At 65.1% G+C, this 25635-nt stretch carries 36 protein-coding genes and 1 pseudogene; 28 read left to right on the forward strand and 9 right to left on the reverse strand.

Going from position 1 to position 25635, the window contains the following annotated elements; all coding sequences use genetic code 11:
- Positions 1-5: 5 nt before the first annotated feature.
- The 7 genes from WS78_RS12700 to WS78_RS12725 all read right to left on the reverse strand — a co-directional run bounded on the left by WS78_RS12700 (position 6) and on the right by WS78_RS12725 (position 2976).
- A complete protein-coding gene (locus tag WS78_RS12700; RefSeq protein ID WP_059575401.1) occupies positions 6-476 on the reverse strand; it encodes a RusA family crossover junction endodeoxyribonuclease in 471 nt (156 codons plus the stop codon).
- The gene (locus WS78_RS35850; RefSeq protein WP_156437407.1) at positions 473-646 is read right to left on the reverse strand and encodes a hypothetical protein; all 174 of its coding nucleotides are present in this window, start codon (positions 644-646) and stop codon (positions 473-475) included. The genes WS78_RS12700 and WS78_RS35850 overlap by 4 nt, the downstream gene beginning before the upstream one ends.
- The gene (locus tag WS78_RS12705) at positions 643-1170 is read right to left on the reverse strand and encodes a hypothetical protein (RefSeq protein WP_226377144.1); all 528 of its coding nucleotides are present in this window, start codon (positions 1168-1170) and stop codon (positions 643-645) included. Before WS78_RS12705 ends, WS78_RS35850 begins: the two co-directional genes overlap by 4 nt.
- A gap of 61 nt (positions 1171-1231) precedes the next feature.
- Positions 1232-2053 carry a lipocalin/fatty acid-binding family protein gene (locus tag WS78_RS12710; RefSeq protein WP_059575398.1) on the reverse strand — a complete coding sequence of 274 codons (822 nt, stop codon included), beginning with the start codon at positions 2051-2053 and terminating at the stop codon, positions 1232-1234.
- Positions 2054-2138: 85 nt separating this feature from the next.
- On the reverse strand, positions 2139-2405 hold the full coding sequence (locus WS78_RS12715; RefSeq protein ID WP_082717579.1) for a hypothetical protein: 267 nt from the start codon (positions 2403-2405) through the stop codon (positions 2139-2141).
- Entirely contained in the window at positions 2402-2725 is a 324-nt protein-coding gene (locus tag WS78_RS12720; protein ID WP_059575393.1) for a CII family transcriptional regulator, read from the reverse strand. The genes WS78_RS12715 and WS78_RS12720 overlap by 4 nt, the downstream gene beginning before the upstream one ends.
- Entirely contained in the window at positions 2722-2976 is a 255-nt protein-coding gene (locus tag WS78_RS12725) for a hypothetical protein (protein ID WP_059575474.1), read from the reverse strand. The genes WS78_RS12720 and WS78_RS12725 overlap by 4 nt, the downstream gene beginning before the upstream one ends.
- 82 nt (positions 2977-3058) lie before the next feature.
- Here WS78_RS12725 and WS78_RS12730 point away from each other — a divergent pair, with 82 nt between their 5' ends.
- The 22 genes from WS78_RS12730 (at position 3059) to WS78_RS12830 (ending at position 16433) form a co-directional block, all read left to right on the forward strand.
- On the forward strand, positions 3059-3826 hold the full coding sequence (locus tag WS78_RS12730; RefSeq protein ID WP_082717578.1) for a S24 family peptidase: 768 nt from the start codon (positions 3059-3061) through the stop codon (positions 3824-3826).
- A 15-nt stretch (positions 3827-3841) separates the two neighbouring features.
- Positions 3842-4042, forward strand: a complete 201-nt coding sequence (locus WS78_RS12735; protein ID WP_059575390.1) for a hypothetical protein — start codon at positions 3842-3844, stop codon at positions 4040-4042.
- A 587-nt stretch (positions 4043-4629) separates the two neighbouring features.
- Positions 4630-5478 carry a DUF1566 domain-containing protein gene (locus tag WS78_RS37570; RefSeq protein ID WP_226377145.1) on the forward strand — a complete coding sequence of 283 codons (849 nt, stop codon included), beginning with the start codon at positions 4630-4632 and terminating at the stop codon, positions 5476-5478.
- 31 nt (positions 5479-5509) lie between these two features.
- Complete coding sequence (locus WS78_RS12745) at positions 5510-5830, forward strand: hypothetical protein (protein ID WP_059575388.1); 321 nt, start codon at positions 5510-5512, stop codon at positions 5828-5830.
- Positions 5827-6222, forward strand: a complete 396-nt coding sequence (locus WS78_RS12750) for a hypothetical protein (RefSeq protein WP_059575387.1) — start codon at positions 5827-5829, stop codon at positions 6220-6222. Before WS78_RS12745 ends, WS78_RS12750 begins: the two co-directional genes overlap by 4 nt.
- 172 nt (positions 6223-6394) lie before the next feature.
- Positions 6395-6562: a hypothetical protein gene (locus tag WS78_RS37060; RefSeq protein WP_197419395.1), complete on the forward strand. Its 168-nt coding sequence runs from the start codon at positions 6395-6397 to the stop codon at positions 6560-6562.
- Positions 6559-6702, forward strand: coding sequence for a hypothetical protein (locus WS78_RS37065; RefSeq protein ID WP_197419394.1), 144 nt, complete (start codon positions 6559-6561; stop codon positions 6700-6702). The genes WS78_RS37060 and WS78_RS37065 overlap by 4 nt, the downstream gene beginning before the upstream one ends.
- Before the next feature lie 31 nt (positions 6703-6733).
- Entirely contained in the window at positions 6734-7018 is a 285-nt protein-coding gene (locus WS78_RS12760) for a KTSC domain-containing protein (RefSeq protein ID WP_059575383.1), read from the forward strand.
- Positions 7019-7057: 39 nt separating this feature from the next.
- Entirely contained in the window at positions 7058-8098 is a 1041-nt protein-coding gene (locus WS78_RS12765; RefSeq protein WP_059575381.1) for a hypothetical protein, read from the forward strand.
- A complete protein-coding gene (locus WS78_RS12770) occupies positions 8095-8715 on the forward strand; it encodes a hypothetical protein (RefSeq protein ID WP_226377146.1) in 621 nt (206 codons plus the stop codon). Before WS78_RS12765 ends, WS78_RS12770 begins: the two co-directional genes overlap by 4 nt.
- Positions 8672-9478, forward strand: coding sequence for a hypothetical protein (locus WS78_RS12775; RefSeq protein ID WP_059575377.1), 807 nt, complete (start codon positions 8672-8674; stop codon positions 9476-9478). The genes WS78_RS12770 and WS78_RS12775 overlap by 44 nt, the downstream gene beginning before the upstream one ends.
- A 33-nt stretch (positions 9479-9511) precedes the next feature.
- Positions 9512-10186 (forward strand): hypothetical protein, encoded by a 675-nt coding sequence (locus WS78_RS12780; protein WP_059575375.1) that lies wholly within the window; start codon positions 9512-9514, stop codon positions 10184-10186.
- A complete protein-coding gene (locus WS78_RS12785; protein WP_198174675.1) occupies positions 10090-10914 on the forward strand; it encodes a 1-pyrroline-5-carboxylate dehydrogenase in 825 nt (274 codons plus the stop codon). The genes WS78_RS12780 and WS78_RS12785 overlap by 97 nt, the downstream gene beginning before the upstream one ends.
- Before the next feature lie 189 nt (positions 10915-11103).
- Positions 11104-11460 carry a DUF1566 domain-containing protein gene (locus WS78_RS12790; protein ID WP_059575372.1) on the forward strand — a complete coding sequence of 119 codons (357 nt, stop codon included), beginning with the start codon at positions 11104-11106 and terminating at the stop codon, positions 11458-11460.
- A 30-nt stretch (positions 11461-11490) separates the two neighbouring features.
- Complete coding sequence (locus WS78_RS12795) at positions 11491-11955, forward strand: DUF1566 domain-containing protein (RefSeq protein WP_059575370.1); 465 nt, start codon at positions 11491-11493, stop codon at positions 11953-11955.
- A 14-nt stretch (positions 11956-11969) separates the two neighbouring features.
- Positions 11970-12347, forward strand: coding sequence for a four helix bundle protein (locus WS78_RS12800; RefSeq protein WP_059575368.1), 378 nt, complete (start codon positions 11970-11972; stop codon positions 12345-12347).
- Positions 12340-13677, forward strand: coding sequence for an RNA-directed DNA polymerase (locus WS78_RS12805; RefSeq protein ID WP_449374868.1), 1338 nt, complete (start codon positions 12340-12342; stop codon positions 13675-13677). Before WS78_RS12800 ends, WS78_RS12805 begins: the two co-directional genes overlap by 8 nt.
- Positions 13678-13689: 12 nt before the next feature.
- Positions 13690-14925, forward strand: a complete 1236-nt coding sequence (locus tag WS78_RS12810; protein WP_059575470.1) for a phosphoadenosine phosphosulfate reductase domain-containing protein — start codon at positions 13690-13692, stop codon at positions 14923-14925.
- Positions 14922-15620 carry a hypothetical protein gene (locus WS78_RS12815; RefSeq protein ID WP_059575366.1) on the forward strand — a complete coding sequence of 233 codons (699 nt, stop codon included), beginning with the start codon at positions 14922-14924 and terminating at the stop codon, positions 15618-15620. The genes WS78_RS12810 and WS78_RS12815 overlap by 4 nt, the downstream gene beginning before the upstream one ends.
- Complete coding sequence (locus tag WS78_RS12820; RefSeq protein WP_059575364.1) at positions 15617-15859, forward strand: hypothetical protein; 243 nt, start codon at positions 15617-15619, stop codon at positions 15857-15859. The genes WS78_RS12815 and WS78_RS12820 overlap by 4 nt, the downstream gene beginning before the upstream one ends.
- Entirely contained in the window at positions 15856-16188 is a 333-nt protein-coding gene (locus tag WS78_RS12825; protein WP_059575361.1) for a hypothetical protein, read from the forward strand. Before WS78_RS12820 ends, WS78_RS12825 begins: the two co-directional genes overlap by 4 nt.
- Positions 16185-16433: a helix-turn-helix transcriptional regulator gene (locus WS78_RS12830; RefSeq protein ID WP_059575359.1), complete on the forward strand. Its 249-nt coding sequence runs from the start codon at positions 16185-16187 to the stop codon at positions 16431-16433. Before WS78_RS12825 ends, WS78_RS12830 begins: the two co-directional genes overlap by 4 nt.
- On the opposite strand, the gene WS78_RS12835 is transcribed toward WS78_RS12830, so the two are convergent.
- On the reverse strand, positions 16418-17677 hold the full coding sequence (locus tag WS78_RS12835; protein ID WP_226377147.1) for a tyrosine-type recombinase/integrase: 1260 nt from the start codon (positions 17675-17677) through the stop codon (positions 16418-16420). The two genes, WS78_RS12830 and WS78_RS12835, sit on opposite strands and share 16 nt — an antisense overlap.
- 537 nt (positions 17678-18214) lie before the next feature.
- On the opposite strand from WS78_RS12835, the gene WS78_RS12850 reads away from it, so the two are divergent.
- From WS78_RS12850 to WS78_RS12860, 3 genes are all read left to right on the forward strand, one after another.
- Entirely contained in the window at positions 18215-19243 is a 1029-nt protein-coding gene (locus WS78_RS12850; RefSeq protein ID WP_059575354.1) for a LacI family DNA-binding transcriptional regulator, read from the forward strand.
- Between the two features lie 232 nt (positions 19244-19475).
- Complete coding sequence (locus tag WS78_RS12855; RefSeq protein WP_059575352.1) at positions 19476-20537, forward strand: ABC transporter substrate-binding protein; 1062 nt, start codon at positions 19476-19478, stop codon at positions 20535-20537.
- 46 nt (positions 20538-20583) lie between these two features.
- Positions 20584-21408, forward strand: a complete 825-nt coding sequence (locus WS78_RS12860; protein WP_059575350.1) for an ABC transporter permease — start codon at positions 20584-20586, stop codon at positions 21406-21408.
- Positions 21409-21588: 180 nt separating this feature from the next.
- Here the strand turns inward: WS78_RS12860 and WS78_RS37070 are convergent, their stop codons facing one another.
- Positions 21589-21792 carry a hypothetical protein gene (locus tag WS78_RS37070; protein WP_038744802.1) on the reverse strand — a complete coding sequence of 68 codons (204 nt, stop codon included), beginning with the start codon at positions 21790-21792 and terminating at the stop codon, positions 21589-21591.
- A 591-nt stretch (positions 21793-22383) separates the two neighbouring features.
- Between WS78_RS37070 and WS78_RS12875 the strand changes: the two are divergent.
- From WS78_RS12875 to WS78_RS12885, 3 genes and pseudogenes are all read left to right on the forward strand, one after another.
- A pseudogene (locus WS78_RS12875) lies at positions 22384-23408 on the forward strand (ABC transporter permease).
- Positions 23409-23507: 99 nt separating this feature from the next.
- The gene (locus tag WS78_RS12880) at positions 23508-24536 is read left to right on the forward strand and encodes an ABC transporter ATP-binding protein (RefSeq protein WP_038744799.1); all 1029 of its coding nucleotides are present in this window, start codon (positions 23508-23510) and stop codon (positions 24534-24536) included.
- A 59-nt stretch (positions 24537-24595) separates the two neighbouring features.
- Positions 24596-25420 (forward strand): phosphodiesterase, encoded by an 825-nt coding sequence (locus tag WS78_RS12885; RefSeq protein ID WP_059575346.1) that lies wholly within the window; start codon positions 24596-24598, stop codon positions 25418-25420.
- Positions 25421-25635 lie beyond the last annotated feature (215 nt).

A 25635-nucleotide genomic window follows, 5' to 3' on the forward strand; every position in this document is an offset into this window, starting at 1 on the left:
AGTCCTCAGGCTCGCTGCAGATTCAGTTCGATGACCTCGATTCGCACACCGGGCGTGCGCGCGTATCGCTTCGAGATCCAGAGATCAACGACCTGGCCGTCGTCGACGTACACCACGCCGTTCATGCCGTCCTTCAGCGCTTTCACGACGTTGTCGGCGTCGGGCTTCTTCGTCGCGCCGATCGCGCCGGCGGCCGCCGCCTCCCGCTTCTTCTGCGACCAGCTCGCGGGGATTGGCAGGCTGATGTGCACGATCAGGCGGATCGGGCCGGCGTATGGCTCCGTGCTGCGCATCGCCGCGCGCGCCGCCATCTTCACGAGGTTCTCGTAGCGCTCGGTCTTCTCGGGCGTGTAGGTCGTGACGTGCGCGCCGCGGCGGGCAAATTTCGGGCGGCCTTTCGCGACCGGCGCGCCTGGCACGATGAACTCGATGCGATTGGCGACGACGGGCGCGCCGATGAGCGATTGCTGGCTCATGCCCGCGCCTCGCGCACGTGCTGCACTGCGGCTTCCGCCGGCTTGTGCACATCGCAGTAATCGCGCCCCTTGTGCGTCCAGTGCGCTTTCACGCGCGGGCCGTGCGCGGAGCATTCGCAGCAGTAGCGGTGGCCGCCGGCCTTGACCATGTCCTTCGTGATGCGCTTCATGCTGCCGCCTCGTTCGTCAGTTCACCCAGCGCCACCGCGCGGATCGTTTCGTACTCACGCCGCAGTTCGGGCTGCTGGCACGCTCCGATGACCTTGAATCCGGCCGACGACACGATTGCATCCCGCGCGCAGCGCACAACCTCGGACGGCAATGCCGCGCCGCTGGCCGACTTTCCCCGCATCAGCAGCTTGAACGCCCATTCGGCTGTCGGCTCGCGGCGCATGACCCTTTCTTGCACGCGCCGGATTGCACCGAGATTCGCCTCGACGGTCGCGCGGTCAGCCGGTCGCTCGTCGGCGAGCCGCTGCGTCGTGGATGCCGACTGCTCGCTCCGCGCCTGCCGGCAGAGCGCGACGAATTCCGGCAACGTCGGGGGCTTCGGCAGCGCGGTCAGGTTGTCGCTCCCTGCCTTCAGCTGATCCCGCGACAGCTTTCCGAGCTCGATCGCCCACGCCCGCTGAACTTCGCTGACGTTCACGCCGTTCCACATCGACGCGAAGCGCGAGCCGTAGAACGCGGCCATCTTCGAGAAAAGCGCCTCGACCCAATGCTGCGGGAGCGCGTCAAGCGGCCAGTCTGGCCGCTTAAACGTCGATGGTTCGGTCATCTGGTTCATGGCTTCGATTCCTTCCGGTGAGTGCTGCGATCGTGCTGGCGTTCTGGTCGCTCCAGGTCGGCGTCGGCGAGGCTCGGGCCGCCGGCGTCTTCGCGGCATCTCGAATCCAGCGTTCAGCGATCGACAGCACGAAACCGGGCTTGATGCGACCAGTCGGATCGGATGCCTTAGCCTCGGCGCAAGCTGCTTCGATCGTCTCGACGGTGATGCCCGCCTCTGCTGCAGCGACGATTCGCGGATCGCCTGGCTGGGCCTCGATCGAATTCCTTCGCATCGCAGCGGATAGCTCGGACGGACGCGCTTTTTCAATCGCGCTCGCGCGAGGTTCACCTACGTCCGTCTTAGTACCCTCGGTTTTAGGTTCTTCTCTTCTCTTCTCTTCTCTAGCTAACGCACCTGTAACGCCGGACTCGCCGTTCTGTAACGCTTCCTGCGTTACATCGGCGTTACTTCTATGCGTGGCAACGCGCTTGCCCGTCTGGGCTCGCTTCTTGGCGGACGTTCCGTTGTGCTCGTTGAACCGAATGAGGCGGATGCCGCCGTCGATTTCCTCGATCCAGCCGATGTCGCGCAGCGCGGTGCCGAGATTCGGGACGCCGGTTTTGCGAGCGATTGCGGCAAGCGTCAGGCCGTGCATCTCGCCGTCAGCGGAATGGTCATCGGCCGTGGCCCAGAGCCAGTACAGACCGCCGATCACTGCCGCTTCGCTGCACCCGGTGAGGTCGCACAGGTTCGAAACCCGCGGGTCGTCCCACAGGTTCGTGCGCATCTTGATCCAGTCGCCGGCCACGCCTACCTCCGCATGAGCCAAGCGAGCAGCGCGCAAAGCGCGACGACGAGCGCGATGTAGGCGATGAGGGCGATCTGGAGCTGGTTCATGCCGTCACCTCGTCTTCGACGTCGTCGGTCACGGGCAGGCCCGAAACGGGCCGGAGCCATGCATCGAGGATCCAGATTCGTGTTCCGTTGATGCGCTCGCCAGTGTCGCGGAAATAGATGGGTTGATCAGCGCGAAATTGGATTTCCCAGCGCGGACCTTCCTCGCGAGGCGGAGCGGCTTGAATGACTTCGACGACGTAGCCGAGAGCGCCAGAACCACCGTCATTGACGATGATCGCCATGTCACCAGGTTTGCAATTCATGACCGCCCTTCCTTGACGCGCTGCTGCTGCCGCGTCTCGAGATACTTGAACGCCATGCTCTCGAGCGCCGTCAGTTCATGCGCATCGACGACCATGGAATCAATCGGAACGACCTGCAGGCCGGCGGCCGCGAGCAGCGTCGCCCATCGGTTCAGGTCTTCCAGCGTGCGGCTGATCGTGCTGGCCGAGACGCTCATGCAATCGGCCACACGCGCCTGGGTAACGCGTGCAACTGCGCGCAAGATTTCGGATTCGTTCCGTGCACCGAGCATGCGTGTGCTTTCGATTTCTTCAGGAGAAACTGTTTCCACGGTACTCATGCGGGCACCTGAGTGGGTTGAGGCGGCGTCAGATTGCCGTCCGAGGATTTCGCGCGCTCGATCAGTTCCGCCAGGAAAAGATCGGGGCGCTGGATCTTCACCTCGGGCGGGATGCCCCGAAATTTCCAGTTGTGGACGCGTTGCGCGCCTCCCTTCTCGTCATAGCCAAGGAGTCGAGCAACTTTCGTGGCGCCGCCGAGGCGCTCAATGAGCTGCCAGTCGGGGTGCGGGGAGGTATCGATCGTATCCATGGCCATCATTAAACACCATGTTTAGGATGTTTGCAAACACCACGTGTATCAACAAGACGTTTACCCGCGAGAAAATCGCGCCATGGAAAAAGTGATGCATCCCACGGCAAGCCGGCTATTTGAGGCGGCAAGGAAGGTTCGGCCCGACATCGAAACGCCGGCCGATCTGGCGCGCGCACTCAATCAGAGCGAGCAGACAATCAACAACTGGTCATACCGTGGCAGCGGCGTATCGAAACAGGGTCGCCTGCTGGCCCAGAAGGAACTGGGCATCAGCGCTACGTGGATCGAAGACGGGTCCGGCGCGGCGCTAACATCGGAAGCGCCGGCTGCTGGCGCGGCCGCTCGGCACTCTCTGCCCGAAGACCAAGGGAACGTCCTGGTGTGGGAGCACCCGGACGACCTGCCGCCGGACGACAATCGCGTCTGGCTTGGCACATACGATTACAGGTTCAGCGCGGGGACAGGTTTGATTCAGTGGGAAATTCGGCAGAAGAAGGCCCTGCCGTTCGACGTTGGCTTCTTCCGCGCGCTCGGCTCGAAGCCGAAAGACTGCCGGCTCGTGCGGGTTCACGGCGACAGCATGGAGCCCTACCTGTTCGACCGCGACATGATCATGGTCGATACGGCGAAGAACAACATCCGGGATGGCAAGGTGTACGCGATCTATTTCGCCGACGAGCCGCTCGTCAAGCAGATCTTTAAGATGGCCGGCGGTGCGATCACGTTGCATTCGATCAATTCGGGCAAGTATCCTGATAAGACCATCACACCCGAACACCTCGACTCGGTTTCGATCATGGGCGAAGTGATCTATCGCTCGGGATCGGGCTGGGCCGGTGGCAACTGAATCGATGGAGAGACCATGGCGAAGCAAACAATTCAAGCCACCGGGAAAGACGCCAAGCTGCTATCGCTGCTCGGCAGCTTCATCATCATCTGTTCGGTGTTTTTGATCTTCACAAGCTCGATTCCAAACCATAACCGCCTTGCGGTTTGGGGCATCGTGCTCGGTGTCTGCATCCGCCTTCTCGCTCGCGCCCTCGCCTGGTGGAAGTACCGCTAGACGTCGCATTTCGCCAAATCGAAGCCCGCCGCGCGCGGGCTTTTTTGCGCCCCAATTTCCCCCTTTCCTCAAAAACTTAAACGCCATGTTTGACATGCGAATAAACATGGTGTTTAATGGAATCCAACGCAGCACACAACGCGCTGCGCCACCGCCCCAGCGGTCTGCTCTTTAACAATCGAAGGTACGCAGGAGCCTCCCTCACGGGACTCGCCCTGCCGGCGCGATCAGCGTCGTGAATCAGGACAGACGAACCGCGCTAGGCCGACGCTGGCTACCGGACAGATATCTGAACGAACCTGATGCAAGACAGCCAGCAGCACGTGACCGATGGCATGGTAATCGGCACAAAACCTCGCGCAGCCCGGAGCCGGCACGGCCGGGAGTAGCCAGGCGCGCGAGCGGTAACTGCCCTGATGAGCGGATATGCAGCGATGACGGCCGGGCCCCGTCATGCCAACCGTTTTTTGAGTCTGAAGACACGCTTGCCTCGCGAAAACGCTGCCTCATGCGAACGCCGCGTATCCGCCCATCAGTGCAGTCAGTACAGCCGGCCATGTCTCCCGGCAAACCTGTTAGGAGTGCATATGCTCAACCCTCAATTAACCGAGCGCACGGCCGACTTCTGGACCGATCGCCAGCATCAGCAGTTCAACGACGCGATCGCTGCTGAAGCGGACCGCAGCGAGCTCGTCGCGCAGATCGCGAAGGAACGCCTGAAGGCCAAGATCGCCGCGCTGGCTGACGACGACCTGATCGGCGGCATGCACAGCGTGACGCAACAGAAGCACGCTCGCGCCCTGCGCGCCGCGTTCCGCGAGTCGCCGGAGGCGCTTGGCGATCTGGTGATGTCGATCATCGTGCACGCGATGAGCGAGGACGCGGAGCTCGAGGCCGAGCGCTCGCTCGACGATGACGGGCCGCGCTTCTCGAATGTCCGCTGTTCCGCATGCGGCCAGGGCTTCGGCCCGGGAATGCGGGATTCAGTAGCTGTATCGATCACATCGGGCGCCGGGCGCGCGTCGACTGACCAACTGCCACCTCACCGGAGATCCTCAATGGAAGCCACGAAGAATGCAATCGAACTGCCCGAACTCAACGAAGGCGAGCATTACGCCGGAATCCTGATCGGCAAGGACGGCGCACCGAGCCACCACGTGATCCTGCTTGCCGGCGATGCCGAAGATCTGACCTGGAAGGCCGCGAAAGAATGGGCCGCATCGATCGGCGGCGACCTGCCGAGCCGCCGCGAGCAATCGCTCCTGTTCGCCAACCTCGGCGAGCAATTCAAGCGCGACTGGTACTGGTCCGCTGAACAGCATTCATCGAACTCCGGCTGGGCCTGGTATCAGCTCTTCCACTACGGCGGCCAGGACTGCTACGGCCAGTTCTACGAGTTCCGCGCCCGCGCCGTCCGCAGATTGATCATTCAGTAATTCGATCCTTTCGAATCGAACGGGGAACCACATGAACGAGATCAAGCAATTACCGGAGCTGGAAGCGTGCGGCTGGGACGTGCTAACCAAGCGCACCGACGTCGATCCGGCCGGTTGGCTCGTCGCAGACTGCTCGGCGGCGAAGGAACGCGGCTCGACGCTTGCAACGCTGTTCGCCGCCGCGCCCAATATGTCGCTGGTCCTCGAAATGATCGCGGCCGACGCTGATGCTGGTGTCGTCATGATCCCGTCCGGCCTGCGCCTGACCATCGACGCCGCCCTCATCAAGGCCGGCCGCAAGGCTGCGCCGGAGCCGGTGCGGCACGTGACGATCGCGGGGGTGGATCGATGAGCGCGAAGGCCCTGAAGGCATGCGCGGATTACGCGCGCCTCAACGCTGAAATCAAGCGTCTGACGAGAGCCATCGCCAGCACGCTTCACTACTGCAAGGGCGTGCGCGGGACGTGCGGCGTCGGCGCCGACGGCATGAAGTACGGCGACCACGATGACATTACGCACCTGAAGCATGCGTTCACGCCGGAGACCGAAGAATTGGAATGGGGAGGTCACCGAAAGGTCTGGATGGAAGAAGCAGAAATTCGCGAATACCTCTTCGAGAACTGCGATTGCTGCCTGAAGGCGTACGGCTTTGTGCTCGAACGGAAGGTGGCGAAGAAGGCACTCGGCGCCGTGAAGCGCTCCATCGGCGCGATCGGTCGCGCAGAACTGGCCCGGGAGGCATGATGCGCACCCCTCTCAACAGCCTACAGCCTGTATTTCGCGGTTACAGCCGATCGTTTGTATCGCGCGCGCGGTACGTGCTCGAAGGATCGGCATGGGCGGCCGCCTACGGCGTCGCGATCGGCTTCCTGTGGTACGGAGCGCTCGTCGCCGGCCCGTACCTGCGGAGCCTCGGATGACTCCGATCGACTACCTCTGCGCCGCGCTCGATCGCCTGTACGAGCGCCATCCCGTGCGCGCCATCGCGCTGATGATCGTCATCGCATTCGTCTGCATGCTCGCGATCGCGGCGCTCAACCAAGACGGCGCATCCGTCCTGACCGTTCCCGTGAGGACAGCATGAGCCGCTTCACCGATCACGCCGAGCGCTTCGAGATTCACCACCCGCGCGCGGCCCGTCTGCTGACGCTCGCAATCTTCGCGGCCGTCGCGTTTCTCGCCGTCGTCGTCGACAGCGCCCTGAAGGCCGTCGGCATCCAGTAACAACCCGTCATCCATCAAGAGGATACCCGCAATGAACACCATCGAAATGCAGCCGGTCGAGTCGTCACAAATCCACAGCATCGGATACGACGCGGCGAGCGAAACGCTCGCGATTCGGTTCAAGAACAAAGCGAATGATCCGTCGTCGCTCTACCACTACTCGCAGGTCACGCAGGCGAACTTCGACGCGTTCAAGAGCGCCGAGTCGATCGGCTCGCACTTCTACAAGTTCATCAAGCCGTTCCCGGAGCGCTTCCCCTACGTGTGCATCGAGAAGATGCCGATTCCGGCGCCGATCGTTCCCGCTACCGCGTAACGCTGGCTCGCGCCCTTTCCCCCATTTCCAGAGGATTCCATGTCCACACCTGCCGTTATCGAGCAGCCGCGCGCGTCCGCCCCCGTTCGCGCCGGCTTCTTCGACCTCGAAGGTTTCGAGTTGCTGCAGCGCGTCGCCAAGGCATTCGCGTCGTCGTCACTCGTCCCGCAGCAGTACCAGAACAACGTCGCGAACTGCATGATCGCGCTGAACCTCGCGAGTCGCCTGAAGGCCGACGAGCTGATGGTGATGCAGAACCTGTACGTCGTGCACGGTCGGCCCGGTTGGTCCGCGAAGTTTCTGATCGCGACCTTCAATCACTGCGGCCGCTTCACTGCCGTGAAGTACGAATTCTTCGGCGAGAAAGGCACCGATTCGTGGGGCTGCCGCGCATCGTCGATCGAGATCACCAGCGGTGAGAAGATCGTCGGGCCGGACGTGACGATCCAGATGGCGAAGGACGAAGGCTGGTACGGGAAGAACGGCTCGAAGTGGAAGACCATTCCGCAACTGATGCTGATGTACCGCAGCGCGGGCTGGATGATCAACACGGCCGCGCCGGAAATCTCGATGGGCCTGCCGACGCAGGAAGAACTGCACGACATCATCGACGTGCGCCCGGACGGCACTGTGTCGTTCGGCGGTGTCGAGGAAGGCAGCGTACGCGCGCCGGCCGCCGTCGAAGTGCCGCAGCCGAAATCGAAAAGCGAACGAGCCGCCGAACCGCCGGCAATCGCTCAGGCGGATGCAGACGGCGTGATCGAAATGGCCGCCACGCAGAAGCAGCCCGAACCGGTCCAGCAAAGCCGCTCGACGCGCCGCACCGCTGCCGACAACACGCAACCGGCTGCGGGCGCCGCGCGCGAGCCCGGCGCCGACGATGAATCATTCGAACTCGGCGCGCGGGCAGGCGGCGAACCCGTCAGCGACAGCGTGCTGAAGATCCTGAAAACGAAGATGGAACAGGCCGCGCTCGGCGAGGCAGATCTGCGCAAGCGCTTCGGTTTCGGCTACGAGGGCGTGACCAAGACGAACTATCACGCCGCAGTTGCCTGGATCGAAAACCCGATGGGCGAATGATGGCCGCGCTTCTTTTCGATCCTGTTGAGCACGCTTACACCGTCGAGGGCCGGCGTGTGCCGAGCGTGACGCAGGTTCTCGCCCCGCTCGTCGACTACTCGATGGTGCCGCGCGAGACGCTCGAACGCGCGCGACAGCTCGGGCAGGCCGTGCACCGCATGACCGAGCTGTACGACCTCGACGATCTCGACATGGATTCCCTCGCGGACGAACTCCGGCCGTACCTCACGGCCTGGATCAAGTTTCGCGCGGAAACCGGATTCGTGCCCGAGACGATCGAACAGCGGATGTTTCATCCCGCGCTGCACTTCGCCGGCACGCCGGACCGGTCGGGCCTGATCAGCGGCCGCCGCGCGGTGATCGACATCAAGAAGATGCTGACGCTCGGTCCCTCGATTGGCCTGCAGCTCGCCGCGTACCGAGAGCTGTTCGCGAAGAACGGCACTGTCATCGAAGACCGCTACGGCCTCGGCCTACGCGCCGACGGCAGCTATCGGCTCGTGCCGTACACCGACAAAGGCGACTGGTCCGTATTCCTGTCGCTTCTCACTCTCCGCAATTGGAAGGAAAAAAATGGACACGCAACCGCTGGTGAATCTCCAGGTGCCGCAGCCTGAACAGACGCTGTTCAAGTCGGCAACCAACGCCCTCGAAATGGCGAAGGCATACACGATCGACAGCGCCGACATGCGCGACCTGGCCGCGCGCGAGCTCACGAAGATCAAGGGCTTGCAGAAGGACGTCGAGGCGAAGCGCAAAGGCATCACGCAACCGATCGACGCTGCGAAGAAAGCCGTGATGGATCTGTTTCGCGCGCCGACCGACTACCTCGAGCAGGCCGAAGCGCTGCTGAAGAAGGCGATTCAGGGCTACGACCGCGAACAGGAACGTCTGCGCATCGCCGAGCAGGCGCGCCTCGAAGAGGCCGCACGTCAGGAGCGCGCACGCCTGGAACAGGAGGCGGCGGCGCGCGAAGCCGCGGCGCAGGCAGAGGCGCAGGCCATCCAGCGCCAGGCAGAACAGGCTGCGGCAGCCGGCGATGTCGAATCGGCTGCGCGCCTGAATGCAGAAGCGGAAAGCCGTGTCGAGCAAGGCGCGGCCGAGGTTGCCACGCTACAGACGACGGCGACGCTCGTCACGGCGCCCGTCGTAGCCGCGCCAGTTCGCACGGCCGGCGTCTCGACGCGCAAGGTCTGGAAGGCCGAAGTCAGCGACAAGCTCGCGTTGATCCGCTACGTGGCCGCCCATCCGGAATACGTCGACCTGCTCGACGCGAACATGCCGGCCGTCAACAAAATCGCGCTCGCGCTGAAGAAGAACTGCCCGCTCGATGGCGTGCACGTGTTCGAAGACGATGTGATCGCTGCACGCGCTGCATAAACCCTTCTCTCCATTGATCAGGACGATCCGACCATGACCGATAAAAACGTTCTCCAGATGACCGCCGACACCATCGGCAAAGACCTGCTGTCTGCGCTCGTGACCGAGCTGAAGCTGCTGCCCGACGTCTGGGTGAAGTTGTCCGAGAAGAAGCAGAACGACGTCATCGACCGCCTGCGCTCGCGCGTCGAGCACAACGTGAAGATGGCGACGCACCTGATCGCGAGCAACGGCCGCACGGTCGTGGCCGGTGATCTCGAACAGATCACGATCAAGGATGGCGTGAAGGCGGTCGTGAAATTCAGTGGCGCCGCGCCGAACCTGCACGAGCTGTACGACGCGAGCGGGAAAGCGGTGCTGGTCGTCGTGGCGAATCCGGACGAGCACACCGGCGGCATGAATGACGTGCGCGGCGAATCGGATCAGCGCGGGTTCGATCTCGGTCGCGAATACACCGATGACGATGGCGACGGCATGGATGGTCCGGGCGACATCGTCGATGTCGACGCGCGCGAGGTGCCGCAGCTCGGCGACGGGCCGCTGCAGTCCGAGATCGACGAGCAGTTCGCGGCCGGGCGCCGTGCTGCCGAGGAAGGCAAGCCCGAAAGCGAATGCCCGGTCATGGGCGGCGAGCTGTGCATCGCATGGGTCAAGGGCTGGAAGTCGTGGCACGAGGAACATCCGGCCAACGAGGCGGAGGAAGCATGAGATCCGAAATCGAAACCTATCTCGGCACCGTCGTCGATTCGACCGCGAAGAAGATTTCGATCAACGTCGGACTGCCGCAGCTCGACGTCGCCAAGGAACTGAATCGGATGCATACCGAGGGCGTCGTCGAGCGCGAGAAACGCGCCGGAGGCGGCAACGAGTATGCGTACTGGCTCGTGCGCGGCAAGCAGGCGGCACCGGCCGCTGCTGAGAACGTGCCGATGGCGGTCGGGATCGTCGAACAGACTGTCGATCAGGATGCGAAGGTGATCAAGCCGACGCAGATCGAGGCTCAGTCGACCATGGCGAGACTCGCGGCCGAAATGATTTCGTCGGATGTGCTCGATTTGCTGAAGATTCTCGATCTGCCGTCGTCGCTGACAATCGCGATCGAGGTGGCGCGCGAGCGCGCCCAAGCCGCCCAGGAAGGACGCGACAAGCAGAAAGGGCTCATCTCCGAGATCGAGTCGTTGAAGGACGTGAATGCCCGCCTGAAAGCCAACAATGCCGACCTCGAAAAACGCATCGACGCGCTCAGTGGCGACGTGCGGCCGCTCGGGTCGGTGTTCGTCACCATGGGCCGCGAAGCGAAGCCGAAGCGCCACACGACAATCGAGAAGGCACAGCGCCGTGCATCGGCGCTCATCCGCTCCGAGCGAGAATCGGAAGTGCTTGTGCTCGAACCCATCGGTCGCATGGTGCGCGGCAGCGAGTGGCGCGCGCGATAAGCATCCACGGGCCGACCGCGCCGGCCCTCTTTTCTCTTCCCTAGGTCTCAATGGTGGGCGCTCGGTGTGACGGGTGGGCGCCGTCACTGCCCCGACTCGACTCCCGGCGCTTTCATGCTAACCCGCTGCCTCATGCGAGCCGAGCGTCCATCGTTGCGACCAGTTGTTCTACATCATCCAGGAGAAACCATGCAACAGATCCAACTTCCCCCGCTCGCCGAAGGCGAGGTCTATCTCGGCGGTTTCGTCAACGCCACCGGCGACGTCGAGCACGTCATCCTCCTGCCCGGCGACATCCGCGCGACGTGGCACAAGGCCAAGGAATGGGCCGAGAGCCTCGGCGGCGACCTGCTGAACCGCTACGAGCAAGCATTCGCATTCTCCAAGCATCCCGACCTGTTCGAGAAGGCCGCGTACTGGTCGAACACCGAAGACGCTGAAGATCCCGGCTGGGCCTGGTGTCAGCTCTTCACCAACGGCACCCAGCACTACAGCCGCCAGTACAACGAGTTCCGCGCCCGCGCCGTCCGCAGATTGTCGATTTAACCCTTCATCCATTCACAACGGAGCATCGCAATGACGATCACGCTTCAAGCAATCGAGAACGAGCATGCGCGCATCAGCGCCATGATCGAGACATTCAAGACGCAGTCGCAGGCGACGGAATATCGCGTCGACGCGGCCATCATCCCGCTCGCGGCCGGCGAACGTTTCGCAGGTGCGATCCTGAACGACGATGGCACGCTGAGCCATTACCTGATCCTATTGCCCGGTCAGGCCGAGGACGTGAACTGGAAGGGTGCGATCGCATGGGCGGCCGAGCATGGCGGTGAACTGCCGACGCGACGCGAGCAGTCGCTGCTCTTCGCGAACCTGAAGCACGAGTTCGACGAGCGCTATTACTGGTCCTGCGAGCAGCACGAAGAAAACTCCGGCTGGGCCTGGTCTCAGGGCTTCCACTACGGCAGCCAGACCTGCCACTACCAGCTCTACGAGTTCCGCGCCCGCGCCGTCCGCAGATTTATTCCTTCGGTAATTTGATCATTTAGACCATCATGGCCCTGCACACTCAACTCCCGATTTATCGAGCGGCCTACGCGCTGCTCGACGTCGTCACTGACCTGGTCAAGAACATGCCCCGCGACTTCAAGCGCAGCATCGGCGAGAAGATCAGCGGGGAATGCATCGAGATCATGGTGTTGGTGTTTCGCGCCAATGTGGCGACTGACAAGTCGCCTCACCTTACCGAGCTGCTCGAACGCCTGCAGGTGATCGAGTTGCTTCTCCGGCTCGGCATGGATAAACGTCTGATCTTGCGTCCGGCGTATGCGCGTGCAATCGAACAGACGACCAGTATCGGGAAGCAGGCCACCGGGTGGAAGAAGTCCGCAGACCGTCGCCCGCTCCATGGAGGTCAAGGCTTCCATGGCTGAGCGATATTTCAATCTGGTCGTGCCGCTGGCTCACGAGGCCACCGCCATGCGCAATGAGGAAACCGACCGCCGGCGTGCGGGAAGGTCCAGCGCAGTTTCTCCGCTGATCGGCGAGGACCTTCAGCAGAGCGACGTAGATAGCACGATACTTCCGGCTGGGCCTGGTATCAGAACTTCAACAACGGCAACCAGAACTACAACAACCAGAACAACGAGTTCCGCGCCCGCGCCGTCCGCAGATTGGGAAAATCGATTCACGTTCGCCGAGCTGGTCGAGGCCTATCTCGACTGCCGGCGCACGAAACGAAACAGCAATACCGCGCTCGCGTTCGAGATCGGCCTCGAACGCAACCTGCGATTACTGCACGACGAGCTGGCCGACGGCAGCTATCGGCCCGGCCGCTCGATCTGCTTCGTCATCACGCGACCGAAGCCGCGCGAAGTTTGGGCGGCCGAGTTCCGCGATCGCATCGTGCACCACCTGCTCTACAACCGGATCGGCCCTCGCTTCGAGCGGTCGTTCATCGTCGACTCGTGCGCCTGTATCGAGGGGCGCGGCACCCTGTACGCCGCGCAGCGCCTCGAATCGAAGGTGCGTTCGATCACGCAGAACTGGTCGCGACCCGCGCATTATCTGAAGTGCGATCTCGCGAATTTCTTCGTCAGCATCGACAAGCGCATCCTGCGCGAGTTGCTGGTCGCGAAGATCCACGAGCCATTCTGGCGCAAGCTGACCGAGCTCGTGCTGATGCACGATCCACGGGCCGACTACGTCTACCGCGGCGACCCGGCGATGATGGAGCGCGTGCCGCCGCACAAGCGCCTGATGGAGCAATCGCCGGATCTCGGGCTGCCGATCGGAAACCTGTCGAGCCAGTTCTTCGCGAACGTGTACCTCGACGTGCTCGATCAGCGCGCGAAGCACATGCTCGGCGCGCGGCACTACATCCGGTACGTCGACGATTTCGTGTTCCTGCACGAGTCGCCGGCGCGCCTGAACGCGATCCTCGCCGATGTCACCGCCTTTCTGCCGGCACGGCTCGGCGCGCGTATCAACCCGCGCAAGACCATTTTGCAGCCGATCGACCGCGGCATCGACTTCGTCGGTCAGGTCATCAAGCCCTGGCGCCGTGAAACGCGGAAACGCACGCGCAACGAAGCGCTACGGCGCGTTGCCGAGACGCCGGCCGCCGACCTAATGCCCGTCGCGAATTCGTATTTCGGGCTGCTCCGCCAGGCAACCGCCAGCCATCAGGACCGCGCGAGCCTCGCAAACCGCCTGCGTTCGCTCGGTAAAGCCATAGATCGCGACCTCACCAAGACGTTCTGAATCGGAATGCAAATGAGCCACCAGACCGACATCTTCGCTGCCGGCGCGCAGCGCCTGCAGATGACCGAATCCATCGAGCTAACGATCCAATCGATGCAGGTATACGGCCCCGATCATGACCACTGGGGTATTGCGTGGTCCGGTGGGAAGGACAGCACCGCGACACTCACGATCATCTGCTGGTTGATCGACACGGGCAAGATCGCCGCGCCGAAGACGCTCACGGTGTTCTATGCCGACACGCGGCAGGAGCTTCCACCACTCGCGATTTCCGCGCTGCACATCATGGACGAGCTGCACGAGCGCGGCATCCAGGTGGACGTCGTGCGAGCGCCGCTCGACAAGCGATTCATGGTCTACATCCTCGGCCGCGGCGTGCCGCCGCCGAACAACAACACGCTTCGCTGGTGTACGCGGCAGATCAAGATCGACCCGATGGAAGAGGCGCTTCGCAAACGACTCGACGGCATCGACGGCTCGATCCTCATGATCACCGGCGTCCGTCAGGGCGAAAGCGCAATCCGCGATCGTCGGATCGAGATGAGCTGCGGCAAGGATGGCGCCGAGTGTGGTCAGGGCTGGTATCAGCAGGTGCTACCGAACGCACGCGGCCTGCGCGGCCGGATCGCGACGCTCGCCCCGCTGCTGCATTGGCGCGTCTGCCACGTGTGGGAATGGCTGCGCCACTGGGCGCCGGCGGCTGAGTTCGGCGATTGGTCGACGGCCGCAATCGCGGACGCGTACGGCGGCGACGAGGCCGAGGAGATTAACGCGCGCACGGGCTGTATCGGATGCGCACTTGCCCAGGAGGAAAAGGCTCTCGAAACGGTGCTTGCGACACCGCAGTGGGCCTATCTCACACCCCTGCGCGGCATCAAGCCGCTATGGCGCGAACTGCGCGAGCCGCAGCATCGCCTGCGCAAACCGGGGCTCGAGAAGCTGAAAAGCGGCGGCGTCGCGAAGAATCCGCAGCGCCTCGGACCGCTGACGTTCGAAGCGCGATTGATGGCGCTCGATCGGATCCTTTCGATCCAGGCCGAATGCAACCACATCGCGCGCGCCACTGGGCGTCCGTCGATCGACCTGATCGATGCCGAAGAAGAGGCCCGGATCCGCGAGCTGATCGCCGCGGGGACGTGGCCGCAGGGATGGGAAGGCGACGAGCCGACAGGAGACGTCGTGCTCGACGTCGTATATGCAAATGGCGCGATCCAGCCGCGCCTCTTCAGCGAGGAGGAATCAGCATGACCACCACCGACACCCCGCGCGACGCCGCGCCGGCCGACCTCCAAGGGCTGCGCCGTGCGATCCTCACGACGCGCGCGATCGTGCGCGACCAGTACGGGATGCTCAGTCATCCGGCGATCCCGTACCTCGATGAGGACGTGAACTACCAGACGTTCTTCAGCGCGTTCGGCCTCGAATCGACGTTCGTCAACATGGAAACCGACGTCGATGGCGATGCGTACGACCAGTACGTCGAATCGAATGATCCGAACTGCAGCTTCTGGACGCCGAGTGCGCCGGCCGGTGATGGCTGGCTGCTGCTCGAAATCTTCGACACTGAGAACGGCCCGGTCGCGCTGTATGTACGCGAGAAGAAGCACGAATCGCTGCGCGAGCGCTGGAAACGAGAAGAACGGGAGACGGACGCCGCGCGCGACGTGCTCGCCGAGCGCCGCCGGCAGGTTGAAGCCGAAGGATGGACGCCGAAGCACGACGACGCACATTCGACCGGCGACATGGCGCTTGCTGCGGCGTGCTATGCCGTGGCCGATAACGAGAACTACCCGCCGACCGAGCCGCCCGATCTCTGGCCCTGGGATCTGGATTGGTGGAAGCCAACAGACGAGCGCCGCAATCTGGTGAAGGCTGGCGCGCTCATCCTCGCGGAGATCGAACGGCTTGATCGTGCTGCCTTCCAAGCGGGAGGCAGCCAATGAAGCTCGATGAACTGATTCAGCGTGTCGGCGTGGATAACGTCGGCGTGCAATTCCTGGCCGAGTCGATCACGGGCGGCAAGCAGAGACGCGGCTACGTGGAAGTTTCTTTCGGCACGGATTGCATCTCGATGCGCGACATCGCCACCGGCGAATGGGAAAACGTGGTTTTCGTCATCATCATCAAACGTCAAGCGTTCGAGCTGGCCCGCGATGCCTCATACGCAGGAGATGCATCATGACCAGCCGTCGCATCAACAGCGAAGCCGTCGCCGGCGTACTGCGCGCCGGCACGCATACCGTCGGCCAGATCGCGAACGAGCTACGCACGTCGACCGTTGTCGTCCAGCACTTCATCGACATGCTGTTCTATGCCGGGAAGATCCGGATCGATCGGCGCGTGCAGCGCGACACCGGCTACGAGCTGGCGCCGGTCGCTGTTCCGCGCGCGGCGCTCGACACGCCGGCCGCCGGGCCGCGCCTCGCCCCCAACCTGCAATCCACGCTCGCCGGCTACGATCGCGAGATCAGCCGCCGCGTCGACCTTGCCATGACCACGAGGGCACGATGACCGAACTCTCTCAACTCGCACAGGAAATTGCCGCGCGCCTGACGCCGCACGCGCTTTGGGATCTGGCCGAGCTGGCCGCATACCTGCATCGAAGCGAGCAGCACACGCGCCAGTGGATCATCACGCAGGACGGGTTCCCGCGGCCGATCCGCATCCCGTCAGGGAAAAGTGCGGTCGAGCGCGCGCGGCCGCTCTGGCGCGCGAAGGATGTGATCGCGTGGGCCGAGTCTCACGTCGAAGCCTGATGGAGCTTGTCGGCAAGATCAGCGGCGTGCGGCGCGTAGTACACCGCCTGTAGGATGCGCAGGTCTTGGTGGCCGCTGATCTTCGCCAGTTCCATCACGCTGAATATCTTCGACAGTCGCGTCAGCGCCTCGCGGCGCGCATCGTGGAAATGCAGGTCGTCCAGCATCACCGCCTTCTTCGCCTTCGCGAACAGCGTACTCCGTAGCGCTGCTTCGACGCCGAACACACTCCCTCCAAATTCCTTCCTGAGCGGTTCGAATTGCTTCAGCAGCGCGAGCGCGCGCGGCGACAATGGCACGTCGCGCGCGACACCTGTTTTCGTGCGCGGCAAATGCACGTACCGCTTCTTAAAATCGACTTCATCCCACCTCATTCCCTCAATCTCGCCGGCGCGCATCGCCGTCTCGATCGCGAAAACGAGCATCGCGCCGATCCGCGCCGATTTCGTGGTCGGAGTCTCGTCATCGCGATAGCCGAGCCGCGCGAGCAGCAGCGCGATCTCTTCGTCGGTAATGCGCCGTTTGCGCGGCTCTGGCTCGGTCGGACGGCGCATCCCGGTGAGCGGGCTTTCGCTGATCCACTTCCATTCATCACGCGCGGTCGTGAACACGTGCGATAGCAGGTTGATCTCCCGCAGCACCGTCGCCGTGCCGACCTTGCCGCGGCCGGCGGCCTCATCGCCAGCGAGCCGCGCGTCGCGCCATCGGCCCATGTGGTCGGCCGTAACGTCGGAGAGCGGCATAGCTGCGAGATCCGGGAAGTGCTTGACGAACGCGGCGAACCGGATCACTTCCCATCGCGCGGTGCGCTTCGTCGGACTGACGCGCTTCTCATACTCGCGCAGTGCATCCGCGAAAGTGTGCTTCGTGCCGGGCGTCAGCTTCCCGACGTTGATTTCGTGCTCGATCCGCGTCGCCCACGCGACCGCGTCGGCTTTGCTCGAGAACGTCTCCGACATGCTGACGCCCTTGCGGCGCACCTGCGCGCGCCATACGCCGCCCCGCTTCGTGTATGTAGCCATCGTGCCCCTGGTGCAAATCGTGGTGCATTTCTGGTGCACGCGGATGCAAAAACGACTTGTTTTCGCTACAACGCGGCTACCATCCCGAATCGGGACGATAGCACGGAAAGCCTTTACTGGATTGGAGTTACTACAGACAGGATAGCTTTCGCTACGGAATGTGATGGTGCCGGGGACCGGACTCGAACCGGCAAGCCAATCAAGGCGGCGGATTTTCGTCACACTGCTTCTTTCGAAGCCGGCGCCGCGCGGCGCCGTTCGTGCGCTGGACTATGCCTTCGCCGTCGCGCGCGAGCGTTGCTGCCGCTCGTGCGCCTTAGGCGCCCCCCGTCTAGTCTCTACACCTTCCCCGCCGCCGCTTTCGCGACCGCTTCGGGCTTGGCTCGGCGTTGCCTCGGCGCATCGCGCGCCAGGGGTTTCGCCGAATTTGAAGGGTTCTGCACCGGCCGTTTCCGGCCGGGCACTCAATCGTTTAAGTCCGCTATGTTTACCAATTTCATCACCCCGGCAAGGGCGGACCGCATTCTACCACCGCTGCGCCCTCCCCAATACGCTTTCGCCCCTCGATAGCCTGGCCCGCGGCGGCCCGTCGGCGCACCGCTCATCGCCGCGGTTCGCCTCGAATCCGCCGCCGCCAACGCGTCAACGCCGGCGATCGATCGCTCGACGAACGGCCCTGCCCCTGCGTCATCAGTTCTTCATCGACGCCGCCGATAATCCCGACGACGAAAACGTTTACACGCATCCGCCACACGCTTCATGACGCCGACCATCAAAGACGTCGCCGCGCTCGCCGGCGTGTCGATCGCGACCGTGTCGCGCGCGATCAACGCGCCGCACACGGTCAATCCCGCGACGCTCGAACGCATCCGCGCCGCGATCGGCACGCTGCGCTTTCGCCCGAACCCGCTCGGCCGGCAATTGCGCAGCGACCGCACGCAACTGATCGGCGTCGTGCTGCCGACGCTGTCGAACCCCGTCTTCGCCGAATGCCTGCAAGGCGTCGACGAGTTCGCGACGCGCGCCGGCTTCAAGCTGATCGTGATGTCGACCGAATACGACGCCGCGCGCGAGCGCCACGCGATCGAGACGCTGCGCGCGCAGCGCGTCGAAGGCCTGATGCTGACCGTCGCCGACGCCGACGCGCATCCGCTCCTCGACGAGCTCGACCGCGACGGCTCGCTCTACGTGCTGATGCACAACGACACGCCGCATCGCCCGTCGGTCGCGGTCGACAATCGCCGCGCCGCGTACGACGGCGTGCGGATGCTGATCGAGCGAGGCCATCGGCGCGTGCTGATGCTCGCGGGCTCGCTCGACGCGTCGGACCGCGCGCGGCTGCGCGTGCGCGGCTACGCGCAGGCGCTCGACGAGCACGGGCTCGAGCCGCTGCCCGCGCTCGAAATCGACTTCAACGCGCCGACGCTGCCGCACGCGATGCTCGCGCATCTGAGCGCGCGCGCGACGCGGCCGACCGCGCTTTTTTGCAGCAACGACTGGCTCGCGATGGTCGTGATGCGCGGCCTGCGCGATGCGCGCCTCGCCGTGCCCGACGACATGTCGGTGCTCGGCTTCGACGGCCTCGCGGTCGGCGCGCTGCTCGCGCCGCCGCTCGCGAGCGTCGCGACGCCGAATCGCGAGATCGGCCGCGCCGCGTGGCGGCGTCTTGCCGAGCGCATCGCCGGCGAGCGTCACGCGCAGCCGTGGCTCACGCTGCCGCACACGGTGCGCGAAGGCGCGACCGTCGCGCCGCCGCGCGATGCGCGCATGCCGCGGCGAGCCGTATGAATGCGCGCCGAACGCGCGCCGCGTTCGCGCCCGATTCGCGTCGGGTTCGTTCCAGATTTGTTCTGGATTCGTGCCGAGTTCGTGCCCGATTCGCGTCGGGTTCGTTCCCCTCTCGCTTCGGCTTCGCTTCGGATTCGTGCCGGATTCGCGCCGCGTTCGCCTCGCCCCCGCCGTCGATGCGCATCGAACCCGCCCTGACTTCATTCGTTTCGCCCGCCCAAGGAGACCCGCCGTGACCGTCCGCCGCTCTTTCTTCCCGCGCTCGCCGCTCGCCGCCGTGCGTCGCGCGTGCGCCGCCGCGCTCATCCCGCTCGCGTCGCTCGCGCTGTCGCTCGGCGCGCGCGCCGCGCACGCGCAAGACACCGCGATCTGCTACAACTGCCCGCCCGAATGGGCCGACTGGGCTTCGCAGATCGCCGCGATCAAGCAGAAGACCGGCATCCGCGTGCCGTTCGACAACAAGAACTCGGGCCAGGCGATCGCGCAGCTCATCGCCGAGCAGAAGAGCCCCGTCGCGGACGTCGTCTATCTCGGCGTGTCGTCGGCGTTCCAGGCGAAGGACAAGGGCGTGACCGCGCCGTACCGGCCCGCGCACTGGAACGACATCCCCGCCAACCTGAAGGACCCGCAGGGCTACTGGTTCGCGATCCATTCGGGCACGCTCGGCTTCTTCGTCAACAAGGACGCGCTCGACGGCAAGCCGGTGCCGCGCTCGTGGGCCGATCTGCTGAAGCCCGAGTACAAGGGCATGGTCGGCTATCTCGATCCGTCGAGCGCGTTCGTCGGCTACGCGGGCGCGGTCGCGGTGAACGAGGCGCTCGGCGGCGGCTTCGAGAACTTCCAGCCCGCGCTCGACTGGTTCCGCAAGCTGAAGGCGAACCAGCCGATCGTGCCGAAGCAGACCGCGTACGCGCGCGTGCTGTCGGGCGAAATCCCGATCCTGCTCGACTACGACTTCGACGCGTATCGCGCGAAATACAAGGACCACGCGAACGTCGAATTCGTGATTCCGAAGGAAGGCACGATCGCGGTGCCGTACGTGATGAGCCTCGTGAAAGGCGCGCCGCACGACGCGAACGGCAAGAAGGTGCTCGACTTCGTGCTGTCCGACGAAGGCCAGAAGCTGTGGGCGAACGCATATCTGCGCCCGGTGCGCGCGCCGGCGCTCACGGCCGACGTCGCCGCGAAATTCCTGCCCGCGAGCGAATACGCGCGCGCGAAGAGCGTCGATTTCGGCAAGCTCGCGGCCGGCCAGCAGGCGTTCGGCAAGCAGTATCTGCAAGTGATGCAATGAACGTGCGGCGCGCCGCTCTCCCCTGTCCACACGAGTCGATATCACGATGTCCGATCTCACGTTCCCGTCGCGCTGGCGCATCGCGCTCGTCGCGCCCGCGCTCGCCGTGTTCGTCGCGTTCTGGCTGCTGCCGATGGTCTCGCTCGTGCGGGTGTCGGCGGACGGCGCGTTCGTCGACGCCTATGCCGCGCTGCTGTCGAACGCGCGCTACATGAAGAGTCTCGCGTCGACGGTCGCGCTGTCCGCCGCCGTCACGCTCGCGACGCTCGCGCTGTCGACGATCTCGGGCCTGCTGCTCGCGCGGCGCGAATTCGCGGGCAAGCGCACGCTGATCGCGCTGCTCACGTTTCCGCTCGCATTTCCGGGCGTCGTCGTCGGCTTCATGGTGATCATGCTCGCCGGACGGCAGGGCTTGATCGGCATGCTGTCGCAACGGTTCATCGGCGATCGCTGGGTGTTCGCGTATTCGGTCGCGGGCCTGTTCGTCGGCTATCTGTACTTCTCGATTCCGCGCGTGATCGTCACCGTGATCGCCGCGGCGTCGAAGCTCGACCCGTCGCTCGAGGAAGCCGCGCGCTCGCTCGGCGCGTCGCCGTGGCACGTGCTGCGCGACATCGTGCTGCCCGCGCTCGCGCCGGGCCTGGTCGCCGCGGGCGCGATCTGCTTCGCGACCGCGATGGGCGCGTTCGGCACCGCGTTCACGCTCGCGACCGATCTCGACGTGCTGCCGATGACGATCTACACCGAGTTCACGCTGAACGCGAACATCGCGACGGCGGCCGGTTTGTCGATCTTGCTCGGAATCGTCACGTGGGCGGTGCTTGCGCTCGCGCGCAACCTGACGGGGCAGGCGACGGCGGCTTCCGCGTGAAGCGGGCGCGACGGCGAACGAATCGTCGCCGCAATGGAAAGGAAAGGGAGGGAAAGAAGATCCGACGCCGGACCGCTCGAATCGGGACGCCGGGAAAGCGCGTCCTTGCCGGCCGGGTCGGATCGACGCGCCGCGGCCGCGAGCCCGGATGCGGGCGTCGGCCGCGCGTCGCGCCGGCGCTTACGCCTTCGCCGACGACAATTGCCCCTTCGGGTTGGTCAACCAGTTGTTCGCATTGACGACGAGCGTATTGGCATTGGTGAGCAGCGTGCTCAACGCGCTGCTGTTGATCGTGAACGTGCCGCCCAGCAGATTGAACGTGCCGTTGATCAGGTTATCGCCGCCGTGAATGCGCCGGCATTGCTCCATCGATATCGTTTGCATCGATTACTCCCTCCTCGTAGACAACAAAAAAGAGCGGGGTCGCCACTCTCGTTCCTGGTCATCAACAATCGCCCCGCAACGTGCCGCATGACACGCCGGCCGAAGCATGCCGTCGTACGACGCGCCTGGTGCTCGGCCCGTTTGCCCGGAGTCCTCAACACCATTCGGCGATTCAATATAGCGTAACGGCATGCGCGGCGACATCGGGGGAACCGGCAATTAGACGGATTGCTCGGCGTCGTTCCCGGCGATGCGCGCGGGCGTTGCGGCGGTCGCGCGCGCCTGCGCTTCCCTGTCGCGCTTCGCATGCGCTTCGAAACGGCTCGCGCACGTTCCGCTCGTACTTCGCTCTCGTTTCGCTCGCGTGATTCGACGCGGCGGCGGCACGGCGGAGGCCCAGCCTCGAATCGCCGCGCTCGCCACATTCGACGAATGCGGCACGGGCCGCGCCCCCGCTCTTCGTTCAAACGTTTAAAACTGTCGCGCCACGATGCGCGTTCAATCGATCGTGCAAGCGGGCATCGTGTGCGCTTGGTCGGCGCTTGGTCTGCTCTCGGCATGCGCTTGGCGTGCGCACAGCGCGCCCATCGTCTGTCCGGCTCGCCGCCCCGCGCGCGCGCCGACGGCTCCCGTCGCGCCGTCATCAGTTCTTCATCGACGCCTTCGATAATCCCCTCGACGAAAACGTTTACATCGCTTCCGCACGCATCATGACGCCAACCTTCAAGGACGCCGCCGCGCTCGTCCGCCCCGCCGCCGCCGTGACCGATTCCGACGAGCCGCCGACGGCCCGCCGCCCGCGCCGCGCCGCGTTCGACTGGCTCGCCGCCGCGCAATGGGCGGTCACGCTCGCGCTCTGCGCGTTCCTCATCGTGCCCGTCGCGATGTCGGTGCTGGCCGGGCTCACGGTCAACTATTTCCGCGGGCCGTCGAGCGGGCTCACGCTGCGCTGGCTCGGCGAAGTGTGGACGCAATATCACGGCTCCGTGTTTCTGTCGCTCGAGGTCGCGGCCGCGACGCTCGCGATCACGCTCGTCGCGGGCGTGCCGGCGGGCTATGCGCTCGCGCGCAGCCGCAGCCGCGTGTCGCGCGTGATCGAAGAGGCGCTCGTGCTGCCCGTCGCGTTGCCGGGCCTCGCGTCCGCGCTCGCGCTCCTCTCGGTCTACGGCGGCTTCGCCGCGTTCCGCACGAGCGTGTGGTTCATCGTCGTCGGCCACGTCGTGTTCACGCTGCCGTTCATGGTCCGCGCGGTCGCGGCCGTCGCCGCGCGCGCCGGCCTGCGCACGCTCGAGGAAGGCGCGGCGAGCCTCGGCGCATCGTTCGTCACGCGCTTCGCGACGATCGTGTTGCCGAACCTGCGCTCCGGCATCGTCGCGGGCGCGCTCGCGGTGCTCACGCTGTCGATCGGCGAATTCAACCTCACGTGGATGCTGCATACGCCCGACACGAAAACGCTGCCCGTCGGCCTCGCCGACACGTACGCGTCGCTGCGCCTCGAGATCGGCAGCGCGTACACGATCCTGTTCCTGCTGATGACGCTGCCGCTGCTCGTCGCGATGCAGCGCCTCGGCGTCGATCCGTCCGGCGCGCGCCGCGATGCGCGCAAGCGCCGCTGATTTGATGCCGTCATCGCGCGGCGCGTTCGCCGCTCAATGTGCCGCTCATTTCGTGCTTCATTTCACCGCCTCTTTCTCCGCCTTCTCGCCGCCCCGCCGATGAAACTCGAATCCGTACCGATCACCCTGACCCGTTGCGCGAAGACCTTCCACGGCGCGCGCGTGCTGGAGCCGCTCGACCTCGCGATCGGCGCGGGCGAGACGCTCGTGCTGCTCGGCCCGTCCGGCTGCGGCAAGACGACCACGCTGCGCCTCATCGCGGGGCTCGACGTGCCCGACGCGGGCGGCGCGATCGCGTTCGGCGCCGACGACGTGACCGCGCTGCCGATCGAAAAGCGCGGCGTCGGCATGGTGTTCCAGAACTACGCGCTGTTCCCCAACCTGTCGGTGCGCGGCAACGTCGGCTACGGGCTGCGGATTCGCCGCACCGATCCGCGCGCGCTGCGCGAGCGCGTCGACGAGCTGCTCGCGATGATGCGGCTCACCGCGCACGCGGACAAGCCGATCGACGCGCTGTCGGGCGGCCAGCGGCAGCGCGTCGCGCTCGCGCGCGCACTCGCGGTGCGCCCGCGCGTGCTGCTGCTCGACGAGCCGCTCACCGCGCTCGACGCGCAGCTGCGCGACGCGCTGCGCCGCGAGATGAACGCGCTGCTGCGCGAGCTCGGCGTGACGACGGTCTACGTGACGCACGACCAGGCCGAGGCGATGGAGCTCGGCGACCGGATCGTCGTGATGAGCGCGGGGAAGATCGAGCAGATCGGCGCGCCGCGCGACGTCTACTATCGGCCGGCGACCCGCGCGGTCGCGCGCTTCATCGGCACGCTCAACCGCATCGAAGGCGTGTGGCGCGACGGCGCGCTCGTGACGACGGGCGGCAAGCTCGCCGCCGCGTCGCCGGCAAACGAGCTATTCTTTCGACCGGAGGACGCGCGCCTCGTCGATCCGTCCGGCGCCACGCTGCGCGGAGCGGTCGCGCACTGCGCGTTCCTCGGCGAGCGCACGCGCGTGACGGTCGAGCAGGCGGCGCCCGATGCGCTCGTCATCGACATGCCGGGCCGCGTCGACCTCGCGCGCGGCACCGCGGTCGGCGTCGCGATCGCGGCCGAGGGCCTCATCGCGCTCGCGTGACGGACGCCCCGCGCTCGATTCGAAACATTCAAGCGACGACGAACACAACGAGGAAGACGATGCTGCTTGCCCACATCAGCGATCTGCACATCAAGCGGCCCGGCATGCTCGCGTATCGGCGCGTCGACACGGCCGCGCATCTCGCGCGCTGCGTCGCGCGGCTGAACGCGCTCGAGCCGCGCCCGGACGCGGTGCTCGTCACGGGCGACCTGACCGATTTCGGCGACGACGACGAATACGCGCATCTGAAATCGCTGCTCGCGCCGCTCGCGATTCCGTACTACCTGCTCGTCGGCAATCACGACGACCGCGCGGCGCTGCGACGCGCGTTCCCCGATCGCGCGGAGCTGCAATCGGGCGAGTTCGTCCAGTACGCGCTCGATCTCGGTCCGCTGCGCGTGATCGCGCTCGATTCGCAGATTCCGGGCGCGAGCGGCGGCACGCTGTGCGACGCGCGGCTCGCGTGGCTCGCCGGCCAGCTCGACGCCGCGCGCGAACGCCCGGTGATCGTCGCGCTCCATCATCCGCCGTTCGCGTGCGGCATCGGCCACATGGACGCGATGCGGCTCGAGCCGGCCGCGTCGGGCCGGCTCGACGCGCTGCTGCGGCGCTTTCCGAACGTCGAGCGCGTGCTGTGCGGGCACGTGCACCGGACGATGTTCGCGCGCTTCGGCGGCACGATCGCGTCGGCGGTGCCCGCCCCCGCGCATCAGGTCACGTTCGACCTGCGCGACGACGGGCCGTCGTCGTTCTCGATGGAGCCGCCCGCGTTCGCCGTGCATCGCTATGCGCCGGACGCGGGGCTCGCGTCGCATCACGTGTATGTCGATGCGAGCGACGGGCCGCATCCGTTCTTCGAGACGACGGGGGTGTTGATCGATTGAGCGACCGGGTGGGAGGTGATCCGTTCGGCGGTTTGGCGGTTTGGCGGTTTGGCGGTTGGCGGTTGGCGGTTGGCGGTTGGCGGTTGAACGATTCAGCGATCGTCGATCGGCAACCGACTGGTCGGATCACCGATTGATCGCCTGAGCGATGCCATTACGCGCAGCAAGCGCGTCGCCGCGCCTGTGCGCGCTTCTGCCGGGCCGCGCAGAACGGT

This window comes from Burkholderia savannae, assembly GCF_001524445.2.
Taxonomy (GTDB): Bacteria; Pseudomonadota; Gammaproteobacteria; order Burkholderiales; family Burkholderiaceae; genus Burkholderia; species Burkholderia savannae.